Genomic DNA, 20,394 nt, shown 5'->3' on the forward strand with positions numbered 1-20,394 from the left:
TGTATAAGAGACCGATTGGGGGCCGTGGTTCTTCTCCATGGACGTCGGCAGCGTCTCGGTCAACAGTGAACTGATGGACCGGTTCGGCATCGACCTCCAGTTGGTGTCGGCGATCGAGGCCATCGTGTACGACGCCCCGGCCGGCAATCGCTCACTCGCCGCCCAACTCCCCACCGACCCGCGGCTGCGCGGGATGCTCGTGGTCGACCCGCGCCGGCTCGACGAGGCCCGCGCCGACCTCGACGAACTGCTCGCCGGTGACGGCCGGTCCCGGTGGGTCGGCGCGAAGATCCACACCGAGTACAGCCGGACCCCGATCGACTCCCCCGGCATGCAGGCCGCGATCGAGCTCACCACCGAGTTCGGCCTGCCTACCCTGGTGCACACCTGGGGAGACAACGTGCTCGACCTCGCCGACGTCGCCGCCCGGGTGCCGGGCGCCCGGGTGATCGCCGGTCACATGGGCGCCAACGGCTGGCCACTCGTCCCCGAGGCCGCGAGCCGCAGCGACGGCATCTGGTTCGAGCCGTGCTGGTCCGCGCCCGACGCCGGCCGGATCCGGTGGATCCTCGACCGGATCGGCCCGTCCCGGCTGATGTTCGGCACCGACGCGACGCTGATCGACCCGTCGGTCGCCCTCGGCACGTTCGAGGCCGCCGGTCTCACCCCGCCGGAGGAGGAAGCGATCATGTGGCGCAACGCCACCGACCTGTTCAGCCTGTGACCTGATCCGGGGCGAGGAAGACGACGATGTCGGTCTCCGGCCCGCGGACCGGCGGCTCGCGCCAGCCGACCCGGCGGTAGAACGCGATCGTGTCGTGCGCCTGGTTCCAGGTCAGCAGCCAGGCCCGCGGCTGCTCGCCCACGGCGGCCGACAGCAACCGCCGGCCGAGTCCGGTCCCCCGTGCACTCAGCCGTACGCCGAGTTCGTCGATCTCGAACGCTCCGACCAGCAGCTCCTCCACCTGCTGTGCACCGAGCCGTTCGAGCACCTTCCCGTACGCACGGTCCGTCCGGAACGGCGCCGGCGTCGTCCACCCGGTCACGAAGCCCGCGATCGCGCCGTCGGCCGACCGCTCCACCAGCGCCCGGAACCCGTCCCGCCGCGCATCGCCCTCGAGCCGTCTCCGGAAGGCGACCCGCGTCTCCTCCGGAGCGCGGTGCTCCCACGGCGGCGCGGTGAACACCTCGACGTCGCCTCGGTCAGCTCGTCCGCGATCTCCAGCACATCGTCCCGATAAGTCCGCACCCGCCGAACCTATCCCGTGCGACCCGTTCGCAGGTGCGATTTTCTGGCCGCACGCCAGGCGGAGATCGTTTCCTGACTGGACACCCACTGCTTGCCGGAGTCGCGTGGGATGACGTCTCATGCGGCGCTTGCTTGCCTTCTCCGGACTCGTCCTGCTCCTGTTCACCCTGGGAGCGACGACCGCGTCCGCCCATGTGATCGCGTCCACCGGCTACTCCACGGTCCGCCAGAACGGCAGCCAGGTGACCTACCAGCTCAGCCTGGAGTACGCCGTACTCGCGCGGGCCGTCGATCTCGGCGTACCGGCCACCGACGACGGGCAGCGGGCGCAGGCGCTCGACGCGGCCAAGCCGAAGCTCGCGGAGTACCTGCACGACCGGGTCGTCGTCTCCCTCGACGGCGCCGCGTGTGAGCCGGCACTGGCGACCACGTCCGTCGGTCAGCGGGCGGACAAACCGTACGCCGACCTCGGTCTGGTCTACTCCTGCCCGGGCGACCGCGGCCAGTTCCGCCTGCGGTACGACGTCTTCGCCGAGTCCGAGGCGGTCGCGGACGACCACACCAACGTGGTCGAGTACACCTTCGCCGAGACGTCCGGACGCGCCGTCCTCGATCGTTCGCGGCACGACTTCACCGTCGGCGACAACACGCTCGGGTCGTCCACCCTGCAGTTCGGGAAGCTGGGCGTCGAGCACATCCTGCTCGGGCTGGACCACGTGCTGTTCGTGGTCGCCCTCATCCTCGGCGCGACCACCTTCCGCAGCCTGCTGCAGGTCGTCTCGATGTTCACCGTGGCGCACAGCGTCACCCTCGTCTCCACCCTGCTGGGCGGGATCTCGGTCCCGGCGGTCGTCGTCGAGCCGCTGATCGCGCTCTCGATCGCCTTCGTCGCGGTCGAGAACCTGCTCGGCTCCACCCGCCACCGGCTGCCGGTGGTCTTCGGTTTCGGTCTTCTGCACGGTCTCGGCTTCGCCGGGTCGCTGCGGATCACCGATGGGGTCAGCCCGGAACTGCTGGTCTCGCTGCTGAGCTTCAACGTCGGCATCGAGGCCGGTCAGGCGATGCTGCTGGTCGCCGTGTTCCCCCTGGTCCTGCTCATCCGCCGCGGCCGCCTCGCGGTCCCGGTGGTCCGCACGGCGACCGGGGTCGTCGCCGCCCTAGGCCTCTACTGGTTCGTGGAAAGGTTCCTCTTCACATGATTCGCCTGACCCGCTCGTCGCGTGAACATCGGACGACGACGAGAGCGCACAGAATTCTGTACGGCGTCACCGCCGGGCTGACGGTGATGGTGATCGGCGTGCCGCTCAGCGGGGTCATCGCCGACGCCGTCGACGGCCCGAGCGCCACCATCTCCGGGACGGTCTTCGAGGACCGCGACAACGACGACCGGTTCGACCGCGGCGAGCCGGTGCTGCCCGGTGTCAGCGTGTCCGACGGGCAGCAGATCGTCGTGACCGACGCCCAGGGCCGCTACACCCTGAGCACCGACGTCGAGCGCCGCGACGTCGACCTGGTGTTCGTCACCCAGCCGGCCGGCTACTCGGTCGGCACCGACGCGAACATGACCGCGAAGTTCTACCGGGACCTCGGTCGGCTCGCCACCGGCGACATCAAGGAGGTCGACTTCGGCCTCCGCAAGGACAAGAAGTCCGCGAACGGCGGGTTCACCTTCGGCAACGTCGCCGACCCGCACGTGAACGCGCAACTTGCCGAGCAGATCACCGAGATCAACACGACCCGGCAGAACCTCGCGTTCATCCAGGTCAGCGGCGACCTGACGAACAACGCGACCGACGCGGAGTTCGAGTTCTACAAGGCCGGCACCGCGCACTCGAAGGTGCCGGTCTGGCCGGCCGTCGGCAACCACGAGTACTCGGCGGGGGCGACGTACAAGGAGCGGATCAACAACTACCGCCGGCACGTCGGTCCGGAGTGGTACTCGTTCGACTACAGCGACCGGCACTTCCTGGTGCTGGAGAACAACGGCGCCGCGCCGTTCGCCGAGCAGCTGGAGTGGGTGAAGGCCGACCTGGCCCAGAACGTCAAGAAGGGCAAGCACCTGGTCGTGCTCACCCACCAGCCGATGAACGTGCCGTTCGGCTCGCCGTCGGTGTACGACGAGTACGGCAAGCTGCTCGAGCAGTACGGCGCCGAGCTGATCCTGGTCGGCCACGAGCACTCCAACGACGTCGAGCCACGCAGCGACTTCGCCGGCACCGCGAAGCACGTCCAGACCGTGTCCAGCTCGTACACGATCGACAACTCGCCGCGCGGGTTCCGGTTCGTGAACATGGACAACAAGGCCTTCGACAACCCGTTCCGGCTGTACGGCGCGGAGAAGGACCTCACCATCGTCAGTCCCGCTCCGGGGACGTCGGTCCCGCTCGACCGCTTCCCCGGCGTCCAGGTGAACGCCTACGACACCACGGACGCACCGAAGACGGTCCGCTACCGGATCGACAACGGCGGCTGGATCCCGCTGCGGTCCACCGGTGAGTTCACCTGGTACGGCGTCCTGCCCGGCCGGCCGCGGATCGGCAAGCACACCATCACGGTGGAGGCGGCCGACAAGAGTGGCGCGACCTGGAGGCGCAGCTCGACGTTCACGCTGACCAACGAGAAGGCGATCACGCCCGTGGCCGGTGCGAACTGGTCCCAGCACCACGGCGACGCCGGGCATACCGGTGTCTCGGCCGACGTCGTCGCCGCCGGTCAGCGGCTGGCCTGGTCCTACCGGACGAAGGGCACGTTCCTCACCGGCTCCCCCGCGATCGTCGACGGCGTCGTGTACGCCGGGACGCGGGACGAGAACGGCGACGGCAACAGCGCCGTGCACGCGGTCTCGCTGGCGACCGGCAAGCAGCTGTGGAGCTACGCCGTACCGTCGTCGGTGCATGGCAGTGTCGCGGTGGCCGACGGGCTCGTCTACGTGCCGACGCTGCGAGGCACACTGTTCGCGGTCGATGCCAGGACGGGGACGCTCAGGTGGCGAAACGACCCGGGCCCGGCGCCGGAAGGCAACAACCAGCGCACGTACGGCTACTACGGCGTAACGGTTGCCGACGGCAAGGTGCTCTACCCGTACCAGACCCGGCACGGCGAGGCGAGCCGCGGCCTGCTGGTCGCCCTCGACGCCAAGACCGGCACCCGGATCTGGGCGTCCCCGATGAGCGGCGCGACCATGAGCGACGGTACGCCGGTGGTCGCCGACGGGCACGTGTACGTCGGCAACGAGACCGCCGACCGGGTGATCTCGTACAACCTGCGGACCGGTGCGCAGGAGTGGACCGGCGCGGCCGCCCTCGGCGGCTGGCAGGACGGCATCCCGTCGGCCGCGGGCGGCCGGGTCTTCATCGGCTCCGGCAACGGCATCATCGCCCGCGACGGCAGCACCGGCGCCACGCTGTGGAGCTACCGAAGCTCCTGGCCGTCGCTGGTCAACGGCAACGCCACCCCGGCGGCGGCCGCGATCAAGGGTGACGTCGTCTACATGGGCTTCCCGAGTGGTGAGGTGGCCGCGCTCGACGCCGCCACCGGCGCGGTGATCTGGAAGCGGCTGCTGCCGGGTCAGCAGTACCGCGGCGGGTCGTTCACCTCGCCCGCGCTCAGCGGCAACACGCTGTTCGTCGGCTCGAACGGCGGCAGCTTCTACGCAGTGGACGCCCGTACCGGTCAGCCGCTGTGGCAGCACGACCTCGGCACATGGGTCTCGGCGGGCCCCGCGGTCAGCGGCAACACTGTCGTGGTCGGCGCGCTCGACGGCAACCTGTACGCCTTCACCCCCGGCGGTGTCGCGGCCAATCCGTGGCCGGTGGTGTCCGGCAAGGTGACCAAGCAGACCACCGGCGAGCCGCTGGCCTCGACCACGGTGAGCCTGCTCCAGAACGGTTCGGCGATCGCGTCCACCTCGACCGACGCGGCCGGCAACTACCGGCTCGCCGTCGAGAAGGGCGCCGGCACCTACACCGTCCAGTCCGCGCGTCTCGGCTACGCGACCGCGGCCCGCGAGATCACCGTCGGCACCACCGGTGTGCCGGGCATCGACCTGGAGACCGCCCCGGTCGCGGTCGACGCGAGCATCGGCAAGCGGCTGCCGAGCGGCCTGGTCGAGGCCGGTGCCCAGGACATCGTGATCGAGAACAAACGCCTGGCGATGGCGGTCGCGAAGGTCTTCCAGGACCCGCAGATGACCCCGTCAACGCCAGGCAAGGTCGTCGACCTGGCGATCACCGGACAGCCGGACCAGCTGGACTGGATCAACCTGCCGTACGTGAGCACCAGCGAGCCGGCCGGAGGCAGTGCCTGGCAGCAGTTGCAGGTCCGGTCGACCGACGTACAGATCGTCGAGAACACCGGCGCGAAGGCGGTCGTCCGGGTCACCGGGACCTCGGCCGAGAACCCGGACCTCAAGGTGGTGACGACGTACACCGCGACCCCGGACGAGCAGTTCATCACCGCGTCGACCACGTTCACCAACGGCACCGGCGCGCCGCTGACAGTGTGGGCCGGTGACGCGCTCGACCACGATGGGCCGGGGTCCCGCTCGGCGGTGTCTGGCAACACACCGGTCACCAGCGGTGGTCCGTTCGTCCACACGCCGGACGCGAAGCGCTGGATCGGTCAGTCCGGGACCAGCGCCGACAACCAGACGTACGGGCTGGTCTACAGCGCCGGCAGCGGCGCCTTCACCGGCTACTCGCAGGCGATCTGGACGATGAGCAAGTTCGAGCTCGACCTCCCCGCCGGCGGCAGCCACACCATCACCCGCCGCATCGTCGCAACCAGCAACGACGGATCCCCCGACAAGTTCGCCGCCCTGAACCAGTTCGCCTTCTAGACCGGAGCTGTCCGTGGGCCCTGCGGTTACCGGGCCCACGGACAGCTGGTTGTTAGCGTGGCGTGTGGCCACGAGGGAGCAGTTGCGGGAATTCTTGCGGGCCCGACGGGCGGCGGTGGCGCCGGCTGAGGTCGGGCTTCCGGTGGTGGGGAGGCGGCGGACGCCGGGGTTGCGGCGGGAGGAGGTCGCGTCGCTGGCCGGGGTCGGGGTGTCCTGGTACACGTGGCTCGAGCAGGGCCGGGACATCAACGTGTCGGGCGAGGTGCTCGACGCCATCGGGAGGGCGTTGCGGCTGACCGAGCCGGAGCGGGCGCACCTCTACCTGCTGGCTGGTCTCAACCCTCCGCTCAGACCGGCGACGGACAATGCCGAGGTCTCCCCCGAACTGCGGCGACTGGTGGACGCATGGTCGCCGCGGCCGGCGATCCTGCGGGACCGGTACTGGAACCTGCTCGCGATCAACGACGCGACCCGCACGGTGTTCGGGTACGGCGACACCGACGTCAACTGCCTGGTCTCGTTCTTCACCAACGCGCGGTACCGCGGGATGCACGTCCACTGGGCGACCGTCGCACCGGCCGTCGTCGCGGCGTTCCGGGCGGACGCGGCCCGCGCGCCCGGGGACCAGGAGTACCAGCGAGTGGTCGACGAGCTCAGTACGTCGAGTCCGGAGTTCGCCGGGCTGTGGGCCCGGCACGAGGTCGGCGTGCCCGGACAGGCGGTCAAGGCGGTCCTGCATCCGGAGGCCGGTGAGCTGTTCTTCGACCTGACCACGCTCGCGGTCACCGACCACCCCGACTGGTACCTGGAACTCTACGTCCCCAGGCCCGCCTAGCCTGGTGGTGCCGGACCCACGTTCAGCACACACTGTTTGCCGCGCGCAACAACCGGCAGGCTGGACGGCATGACTGATCGATTCGCAGGCAAGATCGCGCTCGTCACCGGCGGCTCCAGCGGGATGGGCCTGGCCGTGGCCCGCCGGCTGCTGGCGGAGGGTGCCCAGGTCGTCATCACCGGACGGGACAAGGCCCGGCTCGACACCGCCGCGGCCGGCCTGGGCGCTGCCGGCCGGGTGGTCGCGGTCCCTGGCGACACGTCGAGCCTGGCCGATCTCGACACCCTGGTCATCACCGTGCGTGACCGGTACGGCCATCTCGACGTCGTCTTCGCGAACGCCGGTGTGGCCGCGTTCGAGCCCGCGGCGGAGACCAGCGAGGCCGAGTTCGACCGGGTCGTGGACATCAACTTCAAGGGGGTGTTCTTCACCGTCCAGAAGCTGGTCCCGCTGCTGTCCGACGGCGCCGCGGTCGTGATCAACGCGTCCTGGACCATCCAGCGCGGTCTGCCGGGTGCGTCCGTGTACGCCGCGACCAAGGCGGCCGTTCACAATCTGACACACACGGTCGCCGCCGAACTTGCACCGCGGCGGATCCGGGTGAATTCGGTCAGCCCCGGCTACATCGAGACGCCGATGTTCCACGACAACGTCACGCCGGAGGCGCACGCGGCCGTGGTCGCGGCGGTTCCCGCCGGCCGGATCGGCACCGCGGAGGACGTGGCCGGCGCGGTCGCATTCCTGGCCAGCGACGAGGCGTCGTATGTGAACGGTCAGGACCTGGTCATCGACGGTGGACTGGTCACCGCCGGCGCCCCGGTGTGAGGACTGGGCACCGGCGGCGTCCGGCCGCTCTCACTCGGCCGGGCCGCCGCCGGCAGCCCTCAGGCGGCGGTCACCCGGTCGTGAGGGGCTCGGGATCGGCGGCGATGGTCTCCAGCTCGGTGCGGAACTGCGGCAGCAGCCACCGCAGCGGCTGGTCCAGGACGCGGCTGATGGTCGCCTCGTCGACGTGCAGGAGATCGGCGATCCGGGCCAGCGCGTCCGGCTCGTCGACCGCGGCGTACAGCAGATGGACCACCTCGTGCCGGTGCGCGAACACCGCCAGCGCCGCGGCCGCCAACCCCGGGTCGATCTCCGGCGGACTCGTGATTTCCCCGTGAACAGTCACGATATGACAACCTGACAGAGCACCCATCGGTTACGTCCCAGGTGGATTTCAGCCCGGCAGCCAGCCGACTTTCCCGATCAGGTACGTCGCCCCGACCAGCGCACCGATGTCGACCAGGGTGTGCGCCACCACGAGCGGCATCACCCGGCCCCACCGGCGGTAGAGGTAGCAGAAGACGACTCCCATCAGCACGTTCCCGAAGAACCCGCCGAGCCCCTGGTAGAGGTGGTACGACCCGCGCAGCAGCGCGCTGGCCGCCGTACTGCGGCCGACGGACCACCCGAGCTCGTCCAACCGGCGGTTGAGGTAGGCCAGCACGATGACCTCCTCCAGGATCGCGTTCTGGGCCGCGACCAGGATCAGCACCGGGATCCGCCACCAGACGTCCGGCAGCCGGGCCGGATCGACGCTCAGGTTGGCTCCGGTCGCGTAGGCCGCCAGGTAGAAGGCAAGGCCGGCGCCCCCGATCGCGGCGGCGACCGCCGTCCCGCGCCCGAGGTCGCGGAGCCGGTCCCGCAGGTCGAACCCGAGGGTGCGCATCGTCTCGCCGCCACGGGCGAGGAAGTGCGCCACCAGTGCCACCGGCACGAGCGCGGTCAGCACCGCGAACAGCTGCCAGGCCAGGTCCAGCCACGGCCGGCCGGGCGCGCGCGAGCCGACGATGACCGCGGTCTGGCCGCTGATCGGCTTCGCCGACGTCAGCACCCCGGTGAACGAGATGATCGCGGACACCCCGGACGCGCCGAGCGACAACGCCAGGACCAGCCAGACCTCCTTCGTCAGCACCCGCCGGCCGGTCGCCGGAGCCGCCGGCCGGGCCGCTTCCTCCGCGGAGCTCGTCATGCCCCAACTATCCCGCGCCCAGCAACTCCACCAGGTGGTCCAGGACGTCGGCCGGCTCGGCGTCCAGCCGGTACTGCGACTGGATCTGCAGGCCGTCGGACACGGCGATCAGCAGCGTGGCGATCTTCTCCGGGTCGGCCGCCGTACTCATGGTGCCGTCCGCCTGCCGGGCCCGGACGCTCGCGGCCAACGCCGCGCGCAGCCGTTGGTAGCGCTCGACGAAGTACTCGTGCGCACCATGCTGCGGGTCACCGGCCTCGGTGGAGAACGTCGAGTACAGCTGGACCAGACCGGGAACGTCGGCGTTGTGCCGCACGACCGCACCGAGCTTGTCGATCACGTCGAGCTCGTCCCCCAGCCGCGCGGTGTCGGCCTCGTCGCGTGCCCGCAACACGGCCTCGAACAGCTTCTCCTTCGAACCGAAGTAGTGCAGCAGTCCGGCCTCGCTCAGCCCGACCGCGGCCGCCAGCTCACGGGTGGACGTCTTCCGGTAGCCCTGCCGGGCGATCACTTCGAGCGCCTTGCTGAGGATCTCCTCCCGCTTGGCGACGCCCTTCGCGTACGGCCCTCTGGTTGCCATGCTAAAAACCTAGCACCACTTGGTTTTGATGCGTACAGTGACACGCGTGCGCTCGACACCTGCTGACCTCGGCGAGCTCCTCGGCCGCCTGACGCTCGAGGAGAAGGTCCGGATCCTCACCGGCCAGGACTTCTGGTCCACGCACCCGCTGCCCGCGATCGGGCTGCGGTCGATGGTGCTGTCCGACGGCCCGAGCGGGGTCCGCGGAGCCGTCTGGGACGAACGCGACCCGTCCCTGAACCTCCCGTCCGCGACCGCGCTCTCGTCCTCCTGGGACCTCGCCGTCGCCCACCGGTACGGCGTGGTCTGCGCTCTCGAGGCCCGCCGCAAGGGCGTCGACGTCGCCCTCGGCCCGACGATCAACCTGCACCGCTCGCCACTCGGCGGCCGGCACTTCGAGGCCTTCAGCGAGGACCCGGTGCTCACCGCCGAGCTCGCCGCGGCGTACGTCGCCGGCGTCCAGGAGCTCGGTGTCGGCGCCACCCCGAAGCACTACGTCGCGAACGACTTCGAGACCGATCGCTTCACCGCGGACGTCGAGGTCGGCGACCGCGCCCTCCGCGAGGTGTACCTGCTGGCGTTCGAGAAGGCGGTCGTCGAGTCCCAGGCCTGGCTGGTGATGAGTGCGTACAACTCCATCAACGGTGCGACCGCGTCGGAGAACGAGCTGCTCGAGACCCCGCTGAACAGCGAGTGGGGCTTCGACGGTGTCGTCGTCAGCGACTGGACCGCCGTCCGCAGCCTGGAGAGTGCCAAGCACTCGCAGGACCTGGCGATGCCGGGGCCGGTCGGGGCGTGGGGGGACGCACTGGTCGAGGCGGTCCGGTCCGGGGAGATCGAGGAGGTGGCGATCGACCGGAAGGTGCTGCGAGTGCTCGGACTGGCCGCCCGGGTCGGGGCACTCGAAGGTTTCGGGAAGCCGGCCGAGGTTCCGCAGGTGGACGGTCTCGCGTTCACGCGGACGGCGGCGGCCGAGGGCTCGGTGCTGCTGCGGAACGACGGCGAGCTGCCGTGGACCCCCGGCACCCTCCGGCGCGTCGCGGTGATCGGGCACAACGCCCGGGATGCGCGTACCCAGGGCGGCGGAAGCGCGACCGTGATCCCGTCGTCGGTGGTCTCGCCGCTCGACGGACTTCGCGACGCACTGCCCGGTGCCGACGTGACGTACTCGCTCGGCGCGGTCGTGCAGGAGGGCGTCGCCGAGCTGCCACTGGCCACGATGACGAATCCGGAGACCGGCCGTCCCGGTGCCCGCGCACGCTTCCTCGACGCCGACGGGACCGAACTGTTCGCCGAGGACCGGTTCTCCAGTGCGCTGGTCTACCTCGGCGGGGACGCGCCGGTCACCGAGACCGCGGTCTTCGAGTTCCGGACGACGTACACCCCGGCGGAGTCCGGTCGGGTGCTGCTCGGCTTCGCCTCGGTCGGCCACGGCCGGATCTTTGCCGACGGCATGCTGCTGCACGAAGCGACCGCGGTCCCGGCCGGCACCGACCTGGGCGCCGCGATCCTGTCACCGCCGTCGATCTCCGTCCCGCTCGACGTGACTGCCGGGCGACCGGTCGACGTCCGCGTCGAGCTCGACCTGCCGACCCGAGCAGGCGGCCTCGGCAACGCGCTCAGCATCACCGTCGGCATCGAGCCGGACCGGTCGGACCCGCAGGCGCTGATCGACGAGGCGGTCGCGGCGGCCCGCGCGGCCGACGTCGCGGTCGTGGTCGTCGGCACGAACTCGCAGGTCGAGTCCGAGGGGTACGACCGGACCACCCTGGCCCTTCCGGGCCGGCAGGACGACCTGGTCCGGGCCGTCGCCGCGGTCAACCCGCGCACGGTCGTGGTCGTCAACGCGGGCTCGCCCGTCCTGCTGCCCTGGCGCGGCGAGGTTGCCGCGCTCCTGGTCACCTACTTCGGTGGCCAGGAGTACGGCAACGCACTGGCCGACGTGCTTCTCGGCGTCGCCGAGCCCGGTGGCCGGCTGCCGACCACGTGGCCGCGCGCGGAGTCCGACGTACCGGTCATCGACGTCACACCGCGGCACGGAGTGGTCCGGTACGACGAAGGCATCCACCTCGGCTACCGCGCCTGGCTCCGCGCCGCCACCGAGCCGGCCTTCGAGTTCGGCCACGGTCTCGGCTACACCACCTGGGAGTTGTCCGGGCTGCGCGCGATCGATCCGTCGTCGGTCGCTCTCACAGTGCGGAACACCGGCGACCGAGCCGGGAAGCACGTCGTCCAGGTGTACGCCGAGCGTCCCGAGTCGACCGTGGACCGCCCGGTCCGCTGGCTGGCCGGTTTCGCCGTCGTCCGCCTTGAGCCCGGCCGGCGACGGGAGATCACTGTCCAACTGCACCACCACACCTTCGATCACTGGGACGACGGCTGGAACACCGAGGCCGGCACCTTCACCCTCCGCGCCGGCTCGTCGGTCACCGACCTCCCGTTGTCGACCGGGATCCAACTGCCCTGAGGGACCGCGGCTCGCGCCCACGCTCCGGTAGGACTCAGGGTCGGTGGCGGTTCGGGGTGGGACGCTGGACGACGCGGCGGCCGGTGTCGGACTGCCAGTAGAGAACCGAGCGTCCTGAACGGCGGCGTTCGAGCAGGCCGGCGTCCGTCAGCACGCGGAGATGGTCCGACACCGTGGCCAGGGACAGACCGGTCGTCGCGACCAGGACGGTCGTGCTGACCGGGCCGGCCGCCTCGACCAGGATCCGGGCACGGTTGCGGCCGAGGAGCTGGACCAGCGGCTCGGCGGGTACTTCGGTGCCGGCGAAGATCCCGGTGACGGGATAGGTCAGGGCGAACCGGTCCGGCTTCCGCCAGGAGACGTTCACGCCGGACGTGTGGGCGGCGATGAACATCAGGTCCTGGCCGCGGACGTCCGTCGCCGGGTAGTCCCAGCGGTTCACCTGGATGCGCCCGTCCCCGAGCCAGCGGACGTGCGGCCCGAGCCCACGCAGTACGCCGGACCAACCCTGCTCGCTGAGGCGTGACGTCCGCGACACGATGTCGGCCTGGAGCAGCCGCAGTCGTCGCGGCCAGTCGGGCTCGACCGTGGCCGTCCAGATCCAGGTCAGCAGGCCGGCCGCCTGCTCGGCGAGCCCGGTCGAGTCGAACAGGATCTCCGGCAACGGCGTCCGGACCACGCTCAGGTCGGCGCGGATCCGGTCGTCGTCGAGCGCGGTCAGGAGCTGGAGCTCGTCGTCCAGCTCCTGGTCCGGCTCGAGTGGTGGAACGGTGAGGAAGTCGGCCACCCAGCTGCGGCCGAAGGCGTTGTCGACGATCGCCGCCCAGATCGGGTGCCTGGCCAGCTGGTCGGTGAAGGCGGCGACGTGGGTGTCCTTCCAGGCACGGAACCACGGCTGGCAAGGCGCACGCAGCAGCTTCAGCGCGGCCACCGTCTCGGTGAGCTGCGACGTCCCGAACCGGGCGTTCGCCAGGGTGTCGGCGTCGACGAGGAACTCGGACAACGTTTCGCCTCCACCCGAAACTGTAGGCGGCCGCCGGGCGCACGTCGATGCTGCCGGGTATGAAGGAGCGAGGCGAGTTCATCGGTAGGCGCCGTGCCACTCGTGTCTCATCCGCGCCCGGCGCGAAGCGAGGACGTGGATGAGCACGTACCGGCACCTCTTCGCGAGCCGCGAGTTCCGCAACCTGTGGATCGGCAGCGCGCTCGGGAACGCGTCGGCGACCATGACGAGCCTGACGCTCGCGCTGATGGTCGACGCCGCGACCGGGTCCGCCCTGCTGGCGGCGCTGGTCATGTTCGGTCCGTCGCTGGCGCAGGTGCTGGGCGCGTCCACGCTGATGTCGGCGGCCGACACCGCCCCGCCGCGCCGCATCCTGACCATGCTCGCCTGCCTGTCGACGGTGGCGGTCGGTGCGCAGGCCGCCCTCGACCTCACCCCGGCGACCCGGTTGCTGCTGGCACTGCTGGTGGCGTACGGGTTGTCGATCGGGTCCGGCGTACGGTGGGGGCTGCTGAGCGAGGTGGTCGACGAGGACCAGTTCGTCCTCGGCCGCTCGGCGATCAACCTGTCCGTCGGTGCGATGCAGATCGCCGGTTTCGGGACCGCCGGACTGTTGCTGCAGACCCTCACTTCGTCCGAGGTGCTCTGGCTGGCGACCGGTTGCTCGGCGCTGGCGATCCCGATCATCCGGTTCGGGTTGCGGAACCGGCCACCGCGCCGGGTCGCGCGGACCAGTTTCACCGAGACCTGGCGCGGCAACCGTCGCCTGCTCGGCCAGGCGAGCACCCGTCCGCTGCTGCTGGCACTGACTCTGCCGAACGGGCTGATCGTCGGCTGCGAGGCGCTGTTCGTTCCGTACGCCGGCTCCGGGGCCGGCTGGTTGCTGGCCGCGGGGGCCGCCGGGATGATGACCGGCGATCTGGTCGTCGGCCGCTTCCTCAGCCGCTTCGGCCGGCGGACGGCGGGGCGCTGGTTGCGCATCCTGCTGGCCGTCCCGTTCCTCGGCTTCGCCTTCGACCTGCACCTCGCCGTCCTGTCCGTGCTGGTCGCGATCGGCAGCAGCGGGTACGCGGCGTCCCTGTCCCAGCAGGAGGTTCTGGTCGACCTGACGCCGGTGGACCTGCGAGGTCAGGTCCTCGGTCTCGAGTCCGCCCTGCGGATGACGACGTTCGGCATCGTCGCGATTCTGGCCGGCGCCGTCGCCGACCTCACCTCCCCCGCGCCCACGATCACCGCGTTCGCGGCCGCCTCGCTGCTCGTCTCAGTCGCCCTGACCCGGCCGTTGACCCGGGTGATGAACCCCGGCCGCCTAAGCTCACCGCAGGGAGGTCGTGGGGCTGCGGAGAGTCTCGCAACGGTACGGCCGCCGGTGTGAGGTCCGCGCCTCGGCCGATCTGCAGGTCGCAATTCACGTCGCACGACCGGTTGTCGACGTCGGCGTACCTGCGGCACCGGGGGCAGGGATCCGCGGCCTGGGCGCGCCCTCACCGCCGCCGGGTTCGGTCCCCTGACCCTGCACCCTCGCGGACCGGAGGGGATGATCAGCGGCTGAAACCGGCGGTCAGACCGCTGAGGAGTTGGCGGCGGCCGATGGCGTAGAGGAGGACGATGGGGAGGGTGGTGAGCATGACCGAGGCCAGGACGGCGGGGATGTTGACGCTGTACTGGCCCTGGAAGGTCCACAGCGCCAGCGGGAGGGTGCGCTTGTCGGGGCTCTGGGTCAGGATCAGCGGGAGCAGGAAGCCGTTCCAGACGCCCAGGCCGTTGTAGATGCTGACCGTGACCAGCGCCGGCCTCGTCAGCGGCAGCGCGAGGCCGCGCAACATGTCCCACTCGCCGGCGCCGTCCACCCGCATCGACTCGAACAACTCCTTGGGAACGTCGCGGATGAAGTTCGACAGCACCAGCACCGACAGCGGGATCGCGAACGCGATCGACGGCAGGATGATCGCCAGCAGGCTGTCGTACAGGTGCATCCGGATGATCAGCAGGTAGACCGGGATGATGGTCGCCTGCAGCGGGATCGCCAGCCCCATCAGGAACAGACCGTTGACCCCGGCAAGGAACTTTCCGCCGGCGCCGCGGACGATCGCGTACGCCGCCATGAACGCGATTGCCACCGCCGGGACGATGGTGCCGGCCGTGACGATCACGCTGTTCAGGAAGTACTGCGGGAAGTCGGACTCGATCACGAGCCGGTAGTTCGCCAGCGTCGGCGCGGTCGGCAGCGCGAACGGGTTCTGGCTGAAGTACGCCGTCTGGTCCTTGAAGCTGGTGACCACGATCCAGTAGAGCGGGACCATCACGATCACCAGCCACAACCAGGCCGCCGCGCCGCCGAACCAGTTCAGCTGCAGGAGTTTGCGGAGGTTGAACGCTCCGCGGGAGGTCCGGCGGCTCGCCGTACCGGCTCCACTGGTGGCCACTGCCATGTCACGCACCTTCCTGCTGGCTTGCCGTCGTACTGCCGCCGAGCCGTCGCAGCAGCAGCGCGAGTGCGAGGCCGATCAGGACCAGCAGGACGGCGATCACGCTCGCCGGGCCCATCAGGTTCGCCTGGAAACCACGCTTGTACATGTCCAGCGCGAGCACCCGGGTCGCGTCGCCCGGGCCGCCCGCGGTGAGAACGAAGATCAGGTCGAAGAATGTCAGCGAGCCGACCACCATCAGCGTCGACGACGTGATGATCGTGTACTTCAGCTGCGGCAGCGTGATGCTGAAGAACTGCCGGATCCGGCCGGCGCCGTCGATCGACGCGGCCTCGTACATCGAGGTCGGGATCTGCCGGACACCGCCTTGGTAGATCAGTGAGTGGAACGGGATGAACTGCCAGGACACCACGAAGACGACGACGCCGAGGGCGAGGTTCTCGCGGCCCAGCCAGTCCTGGGTGAGGAGGCCGACCTTCAGCCCGGCGCCGAGCCCGAAGTTCGGGTCGAGCAGCGCCTTGTAGGTGATCGCGATCGCGGCCGAGCTGAGCAGCAGCGGAATGAAGAACAGGACGGCGAGGAAGCCGCGGTACCGCTGCCGGCCGGCCAGGAACGTGCCGATCAGCAGGCTGAGCGGGGTCTGCACGGCCCACGACAGGATCATGATCTCGAACGTCACCCAGACCGTGTGCGGCAGCGCCGGATCGCTCAGGACCGAGCGCCAGTTGGCGAAACCGGCCGGGTCGATGGCGCCGAGCCCGTCCCACCGGGTGAAGCTGAGGAACAGTACGCCGAACAGCGGCACGATCCCGAAGACGACGAAGATCGCCAGCGCGGGGATCGCCATCCAGGCGACCGGACCACTCCGCCCGACGCCGGACAAAGCCTTGCGGGCACGGGCCGGCAGGACGGGCGGAGCGGCCGACGGCACTGTCACTTGCCGATCACCGCGTTCATGCTGTCGGCGAACTGCTGGGGTGAGATCGACAACTGGAACAGCTTGGCGATGTTGTCGAGTAGAGTCTCGGCCTGCGTCGGGCTGAGCGCCTGGTCCCACGACTGGGCGAAGTTCTTCGCGTTGGCCGAGGTGTCGTAGACGAAGTTCAGCCACTCGGAGTCGCTCTTGTCCGTCACCGTGGACAGCTTGTCCTTGGCGCTCTTCACCACCGGGATGTTGCCGGACTTGACCCACGCCTCGACCGAGGCGTCGTCGAGGGTGTTGTTGGCGAGGAACTTCTTCGCCGTGTCCTTCTCGCCCTGGCTTGCCTTGGAGGAGATGGACAGGTACTGGCCCGGGTTGCCGACGGTGTCGCTCGGGTCGCCCTTGCCGCCGTCGACCGGCGGGAAGTTCATGTAGCCCAGGTGGCCGCCGGTGACGAAGTCGCCGCCGGAGGCCTTCATGTTGCCGTAGGTCCAGGCGCCGTGCAGCATCATCGCAGCCTTGCCGGTGAACAACAGCGCCTGGTCGGCGTTGGAGTCGGCGGTGATCGACGAGAAACCCTTGATGAAGCCGTTCGCCTTGATCAGCTTCTGCATCTCCTCCAGCGCCTTCAGCGCGGACGGGTCGGACCAGCTGTTCGGCTTGCCGTCGAAGATGTTCTGGAAGACCTCGGCGCCGCCGATCCGGTCGAACAGGAACTCCAGCCACATCATGCTGGTCCAGCGCGACTGGCCGCCGAGCGAGAACGGCGCGATCCCGGCGTCGTTGAACTTCGGCACCAGGTCCATGATGTCGCCCCAGGACTTGGGCGGCTCGGCACCGACCTTCTCGAACGACCGCTTGTCGTAGAACAGCACGATCGGCGTCGTGGTCTCGACCGGCATCGCGTAGATCTTGCCGCCGACGGTCGCGGCGCCGAAGGCGGACGGGAAGATCGAGTCCTTCAGCTCGGCGTTCTCGCCGAACCACGACGTCAGGTCCTCGACCTGGCCGGCGTCGACGTAGCTCTTCAGGCCGCCGCCGCCCCAGCCCCAGATCAGGGTCGGGCCCTGGCCGGCGCCGATGGCGGTCTTGATCTTCTGCTTGAACGCGTCGTTCTGGAACTCGGTGTGCTTGATCTGGGTGCCCGGGTTGGCGTCGTTGAACCGCTTGACCTGCGCTTCCCGGATCGCCTGCTGCGGCTGGCCGGTCAGGAACCAGTACGACGCACCGCTGCCGGCCGCCGCGCCACCCGTGGAGCTGCCGGAGCTCTGTGGGCCGGAGGTGCCGCAGGCTGCCAGGCCGGCGGCGAGCGCGCCGCCGCCCACCAGGCCGAGGAAGGAACGCCGAGATGTCGTGATGGGGTCCACAGTGATCTCCGTACTCCATGCCGCGGACCGCTCCACGGCGGAATGGGTGGCGGGGTGTGCCGTCACGGGACCGACAGCACCTCGATGAAGACTATGTTTCGTAACGTAGATTTCGAGGGTTTCGCTGTCAAGACTTGAACTACCGACTCTTTGCGGTCACAGTGAGGTCACGGATTCCCTGCTATTACAGGCGATCCATCAACTTCGTCAACGCCGCGACAAGTTGTGCGATCACCACGAGAAGCGTCGAAACTTTTCGATACTTTGTCACGGCAAGGGTTCAGGTTAAGGGAGAATTTCTTGTCCACGCCGACCTCCACTCCGTCCCGGCGCCCGTGGGGCGACGCCGCGCTCGCGCCCGAGAAGCGCGCCGAGCTGCTCCTGCAGGCGATGACCCTGCCGGAGAAGATCGCGCAGCTCGGCAGCCGCTGGGCCGGGAACGACATGGCCGACCACGATCTCCCGGAGGAGGAGACGATCAACGTCGCGCCGATGGAGGACGTGTTCGCCACCGGCACCTCGCTGTCGCTGGAAGCGGCGAGCGAGCACGGCCTCGGCCACCTCACCCGGGTCTGGGGCAGCGTCCCGCGGTCCGTCGAGGACGGCGTCGCCGAACTGGTCCGGCAGCACAAGGCGGTCCTCGCGGGCTCGCGGCTCGGGGTGCCGGCTCTGGTGCACGAGGAGTGCCTGACCGGCTTCACGACGTACGGCGCGACCGTCTACCCGGCGTCGATCGCCTGGGGTGCGACATTCGATCCCGAGCTGGTCGAGCGGATGGCGGCCGCGATCGGCCGGGACCTGGCCGCGGCCGGCGTCCATCAAGGACTGTCCCCGGTGCTGGACGTCGTCCGCGACTACCGGTGGGGGCGCGTCGAGGAGACGATCGGCGAGGATCCCTACCTGGTCGCGATGCTCGGGTCGGCATACGTCCGCGGGCTGCAGAGTGCCGGCGTGCTCGCCACCCTCAAGCACTTCGCCGGGTACTCCGCTTCCCGGGCCGGGCGCAACCACGGGCCGGTGTCGATGGGGCGGCGCGAGCTGCTCGACGTCGTCCTGCCGCCGTTCGAGACCGCGATCGCGACCGCCGGGGCGGAGTCGGTGATGAGTTCGTACTCCGACGTCGACGGCCTGCCCGCGAGCGCGGACCCGTGGCTGTTCACCGACGTACTGCGCGACGACTGGGGATTCGGCGGTACGGTCGTCTCGGACTACTGGGCCGTCCCGTTCCTGGCGTCGATGCACCGGGTCGCCGCCGACACCGCGGACGCGGGCGCGATCGCGCTGACCGCGGGCACCGATGTCGAGCTGCCCGACACGATCGGCTTCGCCGGTCTGGCGGACAAGATCCGATCGGGCGAGATCTCCGAGGACCTGGTCGACCGGGCCGCGCGGCGGCTGCTGCTGCAGAAGGTCAAGCTCGGCCTGCTCGACCCCGGGTGGACGCCGGAGGGTTCGGTCCGCGACGGCGGCGTCGACCTCGACTCGGCCGGGAACCGCGAGATCGCTCGGCAGCTCGCCGAGCGCTCGATCGTCCTGCTGGACGCGGGATCCGCGCTCCCGCTGAGGCCGGGCCTGCGCAAGGTCGCGGTGGTCGGGCCGATCGCGGGCGACCCGCGCACGTTGATGGGCTGCTACGCGTTCCCGAACCATGTCCTCCCCCGCTACCCGAACCACGGCCTCGGCGTCGACGTGACCAGTCCGGTCGATGCCTTGCGCAACGAACTGCCCGGCGTCGGGCTCACGCACGTGCAGGGCTGTGCGGTCACCGGCGACGACCGGTCCGGTGTCGGCGAAGCCGTTGCCGCCGCTCGCGACGCGGAGCTCGTCGTCGCGTACGTCGGGGACCTGTCCGGACTGTTCGGTCACGGCACGTCCGGCGAAGGCTGTGACGCCGAGGACCTCCGGCTGCCCGGCGTACAAGGTGAGCTGCTCGCGCGGTTGCTCGAGACCGGTACGCCGGTCGTCGTGGTGGTCGTCTCGGGCCGGCCGTACGCGCTCGGCGACATCGCGGACCGGGTCGCCGGGCTGGTGCAGGCGTTCATCCCCGGTCAGGAGGGTGCGGCCGCGATCGCCGGCGTACTGAGTGGCCGGATCGTACCGAGCGGCAAGCTGCCGGTGCAGATTCCCCGGCATGTCGGGGGGCAGCCAGGTACCTATCTGCAACCCGCGCTCGGCAGCGCGGAGAGTGCCGGGATCAGTGGGCTGGAGGCCAGGCCGTTGTTCCCGTTCGGGTACGGCGGCTCGTACACCGGCTTCGAGGTCGGCGACCTGCGCCTGAGCGCGACCGAGATCGGGAACGACGGCGAGTTCACCGCGACCGTGCGGCTCCGCAACATCGGCGAGCGGGCCGGAGACGAGGTCGTCCAGCTCTACCTGCACGACGTGGTCGCACGGATCGCCCGGCCGCTGAAGCTGCTGACCGGGTTCGCGCGGGTGTCGCTCGAGCCGGGCGCGGCCGCCGACGTCACCTTCCGGGTGCACGCAGACCGCACCGCGTACACCGGTCCGGACCTGCGCCGGATCGTCGAGCCGGGTGACGTGGAAGTGATGATCGGCACGTCGTCGGAGGACCTGCCGTGTCGCGGTTTTGTCCGGGTCACCGGGGATGTGAGGGTGGTGGGGCACGATCGCCGGCTGACGACCCCGGTCGAGGTCACGCCGGTGGCCGGAACAGGAGCAGGAGGAGGGTGA

At 70.1% G+C, this 20,394-nt stretch carries 16 protein-coding genes; 8 read left to right on the forward strand and 8 right to left on the reverse strand.

Annotated elements, in window-relative coordinates:
• Nucleotides 1-37: 37 nt before the first annotated feature.
• Nucleotides 38-724 carry an amidohydrolase family protein gene (locus E1218_RS01975; protein WP_233711936.1) on the forward strand — a complete coding sequence of 229 codons (687 nt, stop codon included), beginning with the start codon at nt 38-40 and terminating at the stop codon, nt 722-724.
• Here the strand turns inward: E1218_RS01975 and E1218_RS01980 are convergent.
• Nucleotides 714-1,187, reverse strand: coding sequence for a GNAT family N-acetyltransferase (locus E1218_RS01980; RefSeq protein WP_165949086.1), 474 nt, complete (start codon nt 1,185-1,187; stop codon nt 714-716). The two genes, E1218_RS01975 and E1218_RS01980, sit on opposite strands and share 11 nt — an antisense overlap.
• A 181-nt stretch (nt 1,188-1,368) precedes the next feature.
• On the opposite strand from E1218_RS01980, the gene E1218_RS01985 reads away from it, so the two are divergent.
• From E1218_RS01985 to E1218_RS02000, 4 genes are all read left to right on the forward strand, one after another.
• Nucleotides 1,369-2,448 (forward strand): HupE/UreJ family protein, encoded by a 1,080-nt coding sequence (locus E1218_RS01985; RefSeq protein ID WP_132315578.1) that lies wholly within the window; start codon nt 1,369-1,371, stop codon nt 2,446-2,448.
• A complete protein-coding gene (locus tag E1218_RS01990) occupies nt 2,445-6,086 on the forward strand; it encodes an outer membrane protein assembly factor BamB family protein (protein WP_132315580.1) in 3,642 nt (1,213 codons plus the stop codon). Before E1218_RS01985 ends, E1218_RS01990 begins: the two co-directional genes overlap by 4 nt.
• 64 nt (nt 6,087-6,150) lie before the next feature.
• Nucleotides 6,151-6,921 carry a helix-turn-helix transcriptional regulator gene (locus tag E1218_RS01995; RefSeq protein ID WP_233711937.1) on the forward strand — a complete coding sequence of 257 codons (771 nt, stop codon included), beginning with the start codon at nt 6,151-6,153 and terminating at the stop codon, nt 6,919-6,921.
• A gap of 69 nt (nt 6,922-6,990) precedes the next feature.
• Nucleotides 6,991-7,746 (forward strand): SDR family NAD(P)-dependent oxidoreductase, encoded by a 756-nt coding sequence (locus tag E1218_RS02000; RefSeq protein ID WP_132315584.1) that lies wholly within the window; start codon nt 6,991-6,993, stop codon nt 7,744-7,746.
• Between the two features lie 70 nt (nt 7,747-7,816).
• On the opposite strand, the gene E1218_RS02005 is transcribed toward E1218_RS02000, so the two are convergent.
• Genes E1218_RS02005 through E1218_RS02015 form a run of 3 tightly spaced genes read right to left on the reverse strand, consistent with a single transcriptional unit; the run spans nt 7,817 to nt 9,515 of the window.
• Nucleotides 7,817-8,092 (reverse strand): hypothetical protein, encoded by a 276-nt coding sequence (locus E1218_RS02005; protein ID WP_132315586.1) that lies wholly within the window; start codon nt 8,090-8,092, stop codon nt 7,817-7,819.
• A 48-nt stretch (nt 8,093-8,140) separates the two neighbouring features.
• Complete coding sequence (locus E1218_RS02010) at nt 8,141-8,935, reverse strand: CPBP family intramembrane glutamic endopeptidase (protein ID WP_132315588.1); 795 nt, start codon at nt 8,933-8,935, stop codon at nt 8,141-8,143.
• 7 nt (nt 8,936-8,942) lie between these two features.
• The gene (locus E1218_RS02015) at nt 8,943-9,515 is read right to left on the reverse strand and encodes a TetR/AcrR family transcriptional regulator (RefSeq protein ID WP_132315590.1); all 573 of its coding nucleotides are present in this window, start codon (nt 9,513-9,515) and stop codon (nt 8,943-8,945) included.
• 46 nt (nt 9,516-9,561) lie between these two features.
• On the opposite strand from E1218_RS02015, the gene E1218_RS02020 reads away from it, so the two are divergent.
• A complete protein-coding gene (locus E1218_RS02020) occupies nt 9,562-11,982 on the forward strand; it encodes a beta-glucosidase H (protein ID WP_202865718.1) in 2,421 nt (806 codons plus the stop codon).
• Between the two features lie 34 nt (nt 11,983-12,016).
• On the opposite strand, the gene E1218_RS02025 is transcribed toward E1218_RS02020, so the two are convergent.
• On the reverse strand, nt 12,017-12,985 hold the full coding sequence (locus E1218_RS02025; RefSeq protein WP_132315594.1) for an ArsR/SmtB family transcription factor: 969 nt from the start codon (nt 12,983-12,985) through the stop codon (nt 12,017-12,019).
• Between the two features lie 139 nt (nt 12,986-13,124).
• On the opposite strand from E1218_RS02025, the gene E1218_RS02030 reads away from it, so the two are divergent.
• Complete coding sequence (locus E1218_RS02030) at nt 13,125-14,360, forward strand: MFS transporter (protein WP_132315596.1); 1,236 nt, start codon at nt 13,125-13,127, stop codon at nt 14,358-14,360.
• A gap of 166 nt (nt 14,361-14,526) precedes the next feature.
• Here E1218_RS02030 and E1218_RS02035 read toward each other — a convergent pair whose 3' ends face one another.
• Genes E1218_RS02035 through E1218_RS02045 form a run of 3 tightly spaced genes read right to left on the reverse strand, consistent with a single transcriptional unit; the run spans nt 14,527 to nt 17,703 of the window.
• The gene (locus tag E1218_RS02035; protein ID WP_132315598.1) at nt 14,527-15,417 is read right to left on the reverse strand and encodes a carbohydrate ABC transporter permease; all 891 of its coding nucleotides are present in this window, start codon (nt 15,415-15,417) and stop codon (nt 14,527-14,529) included.
• Between the two features lies 1 nt (nt 15,418).
• Nucleotides 15,419-16,351, reverse strand: a complete 933-nt coding sequence (locus E1218_RS02040) for a carbohydrate ABC transporter permease (protein WP_233711938.1) — start codon at nt 16,349-16,351, stop codon at nt 15,419-15,421.
• Complete coding sequence (locus E1218_RS02045) at nt 16,348-17,703, reverse strand: extracellular solute-binding protein (protein WP_165949087.1); 1,356 nt, start codon at nt 17,701-17,703, stop codon at nt 16,348-16,350. Before E1218_RS02045 ends, E1218_RS02040 begins: the two co-directional genes overlap by 4 nt.
• A gap of 300 nt (nt 17,704-18,003) precedes the next feature.
• Here E1218_RS02045 and E1218_RS02050 point away from each other — a divergent pair, with 300 nt between their 5' ends.
• Nucleotides 18,004-20,394, forward strand: coding sequence for a glycoside hydrolase family 3 N-terminal domain-containing protein (locus E1218_RS02050; RefSeq protein ID WP_233711939.1), 2,391 nt, complete (start codon nt 18,004-18,006; stop codon nt 20,392-20,394).

The organism is Kribbella turkmenica (assembly GCF_004348725.1).
Taxonomy (GTDB): Bacteria; Actinomycetota; Actinomycetes; order Propionibacteriales; family Kribbellaceae; genus Kribbella; species Kribbella turkmenica.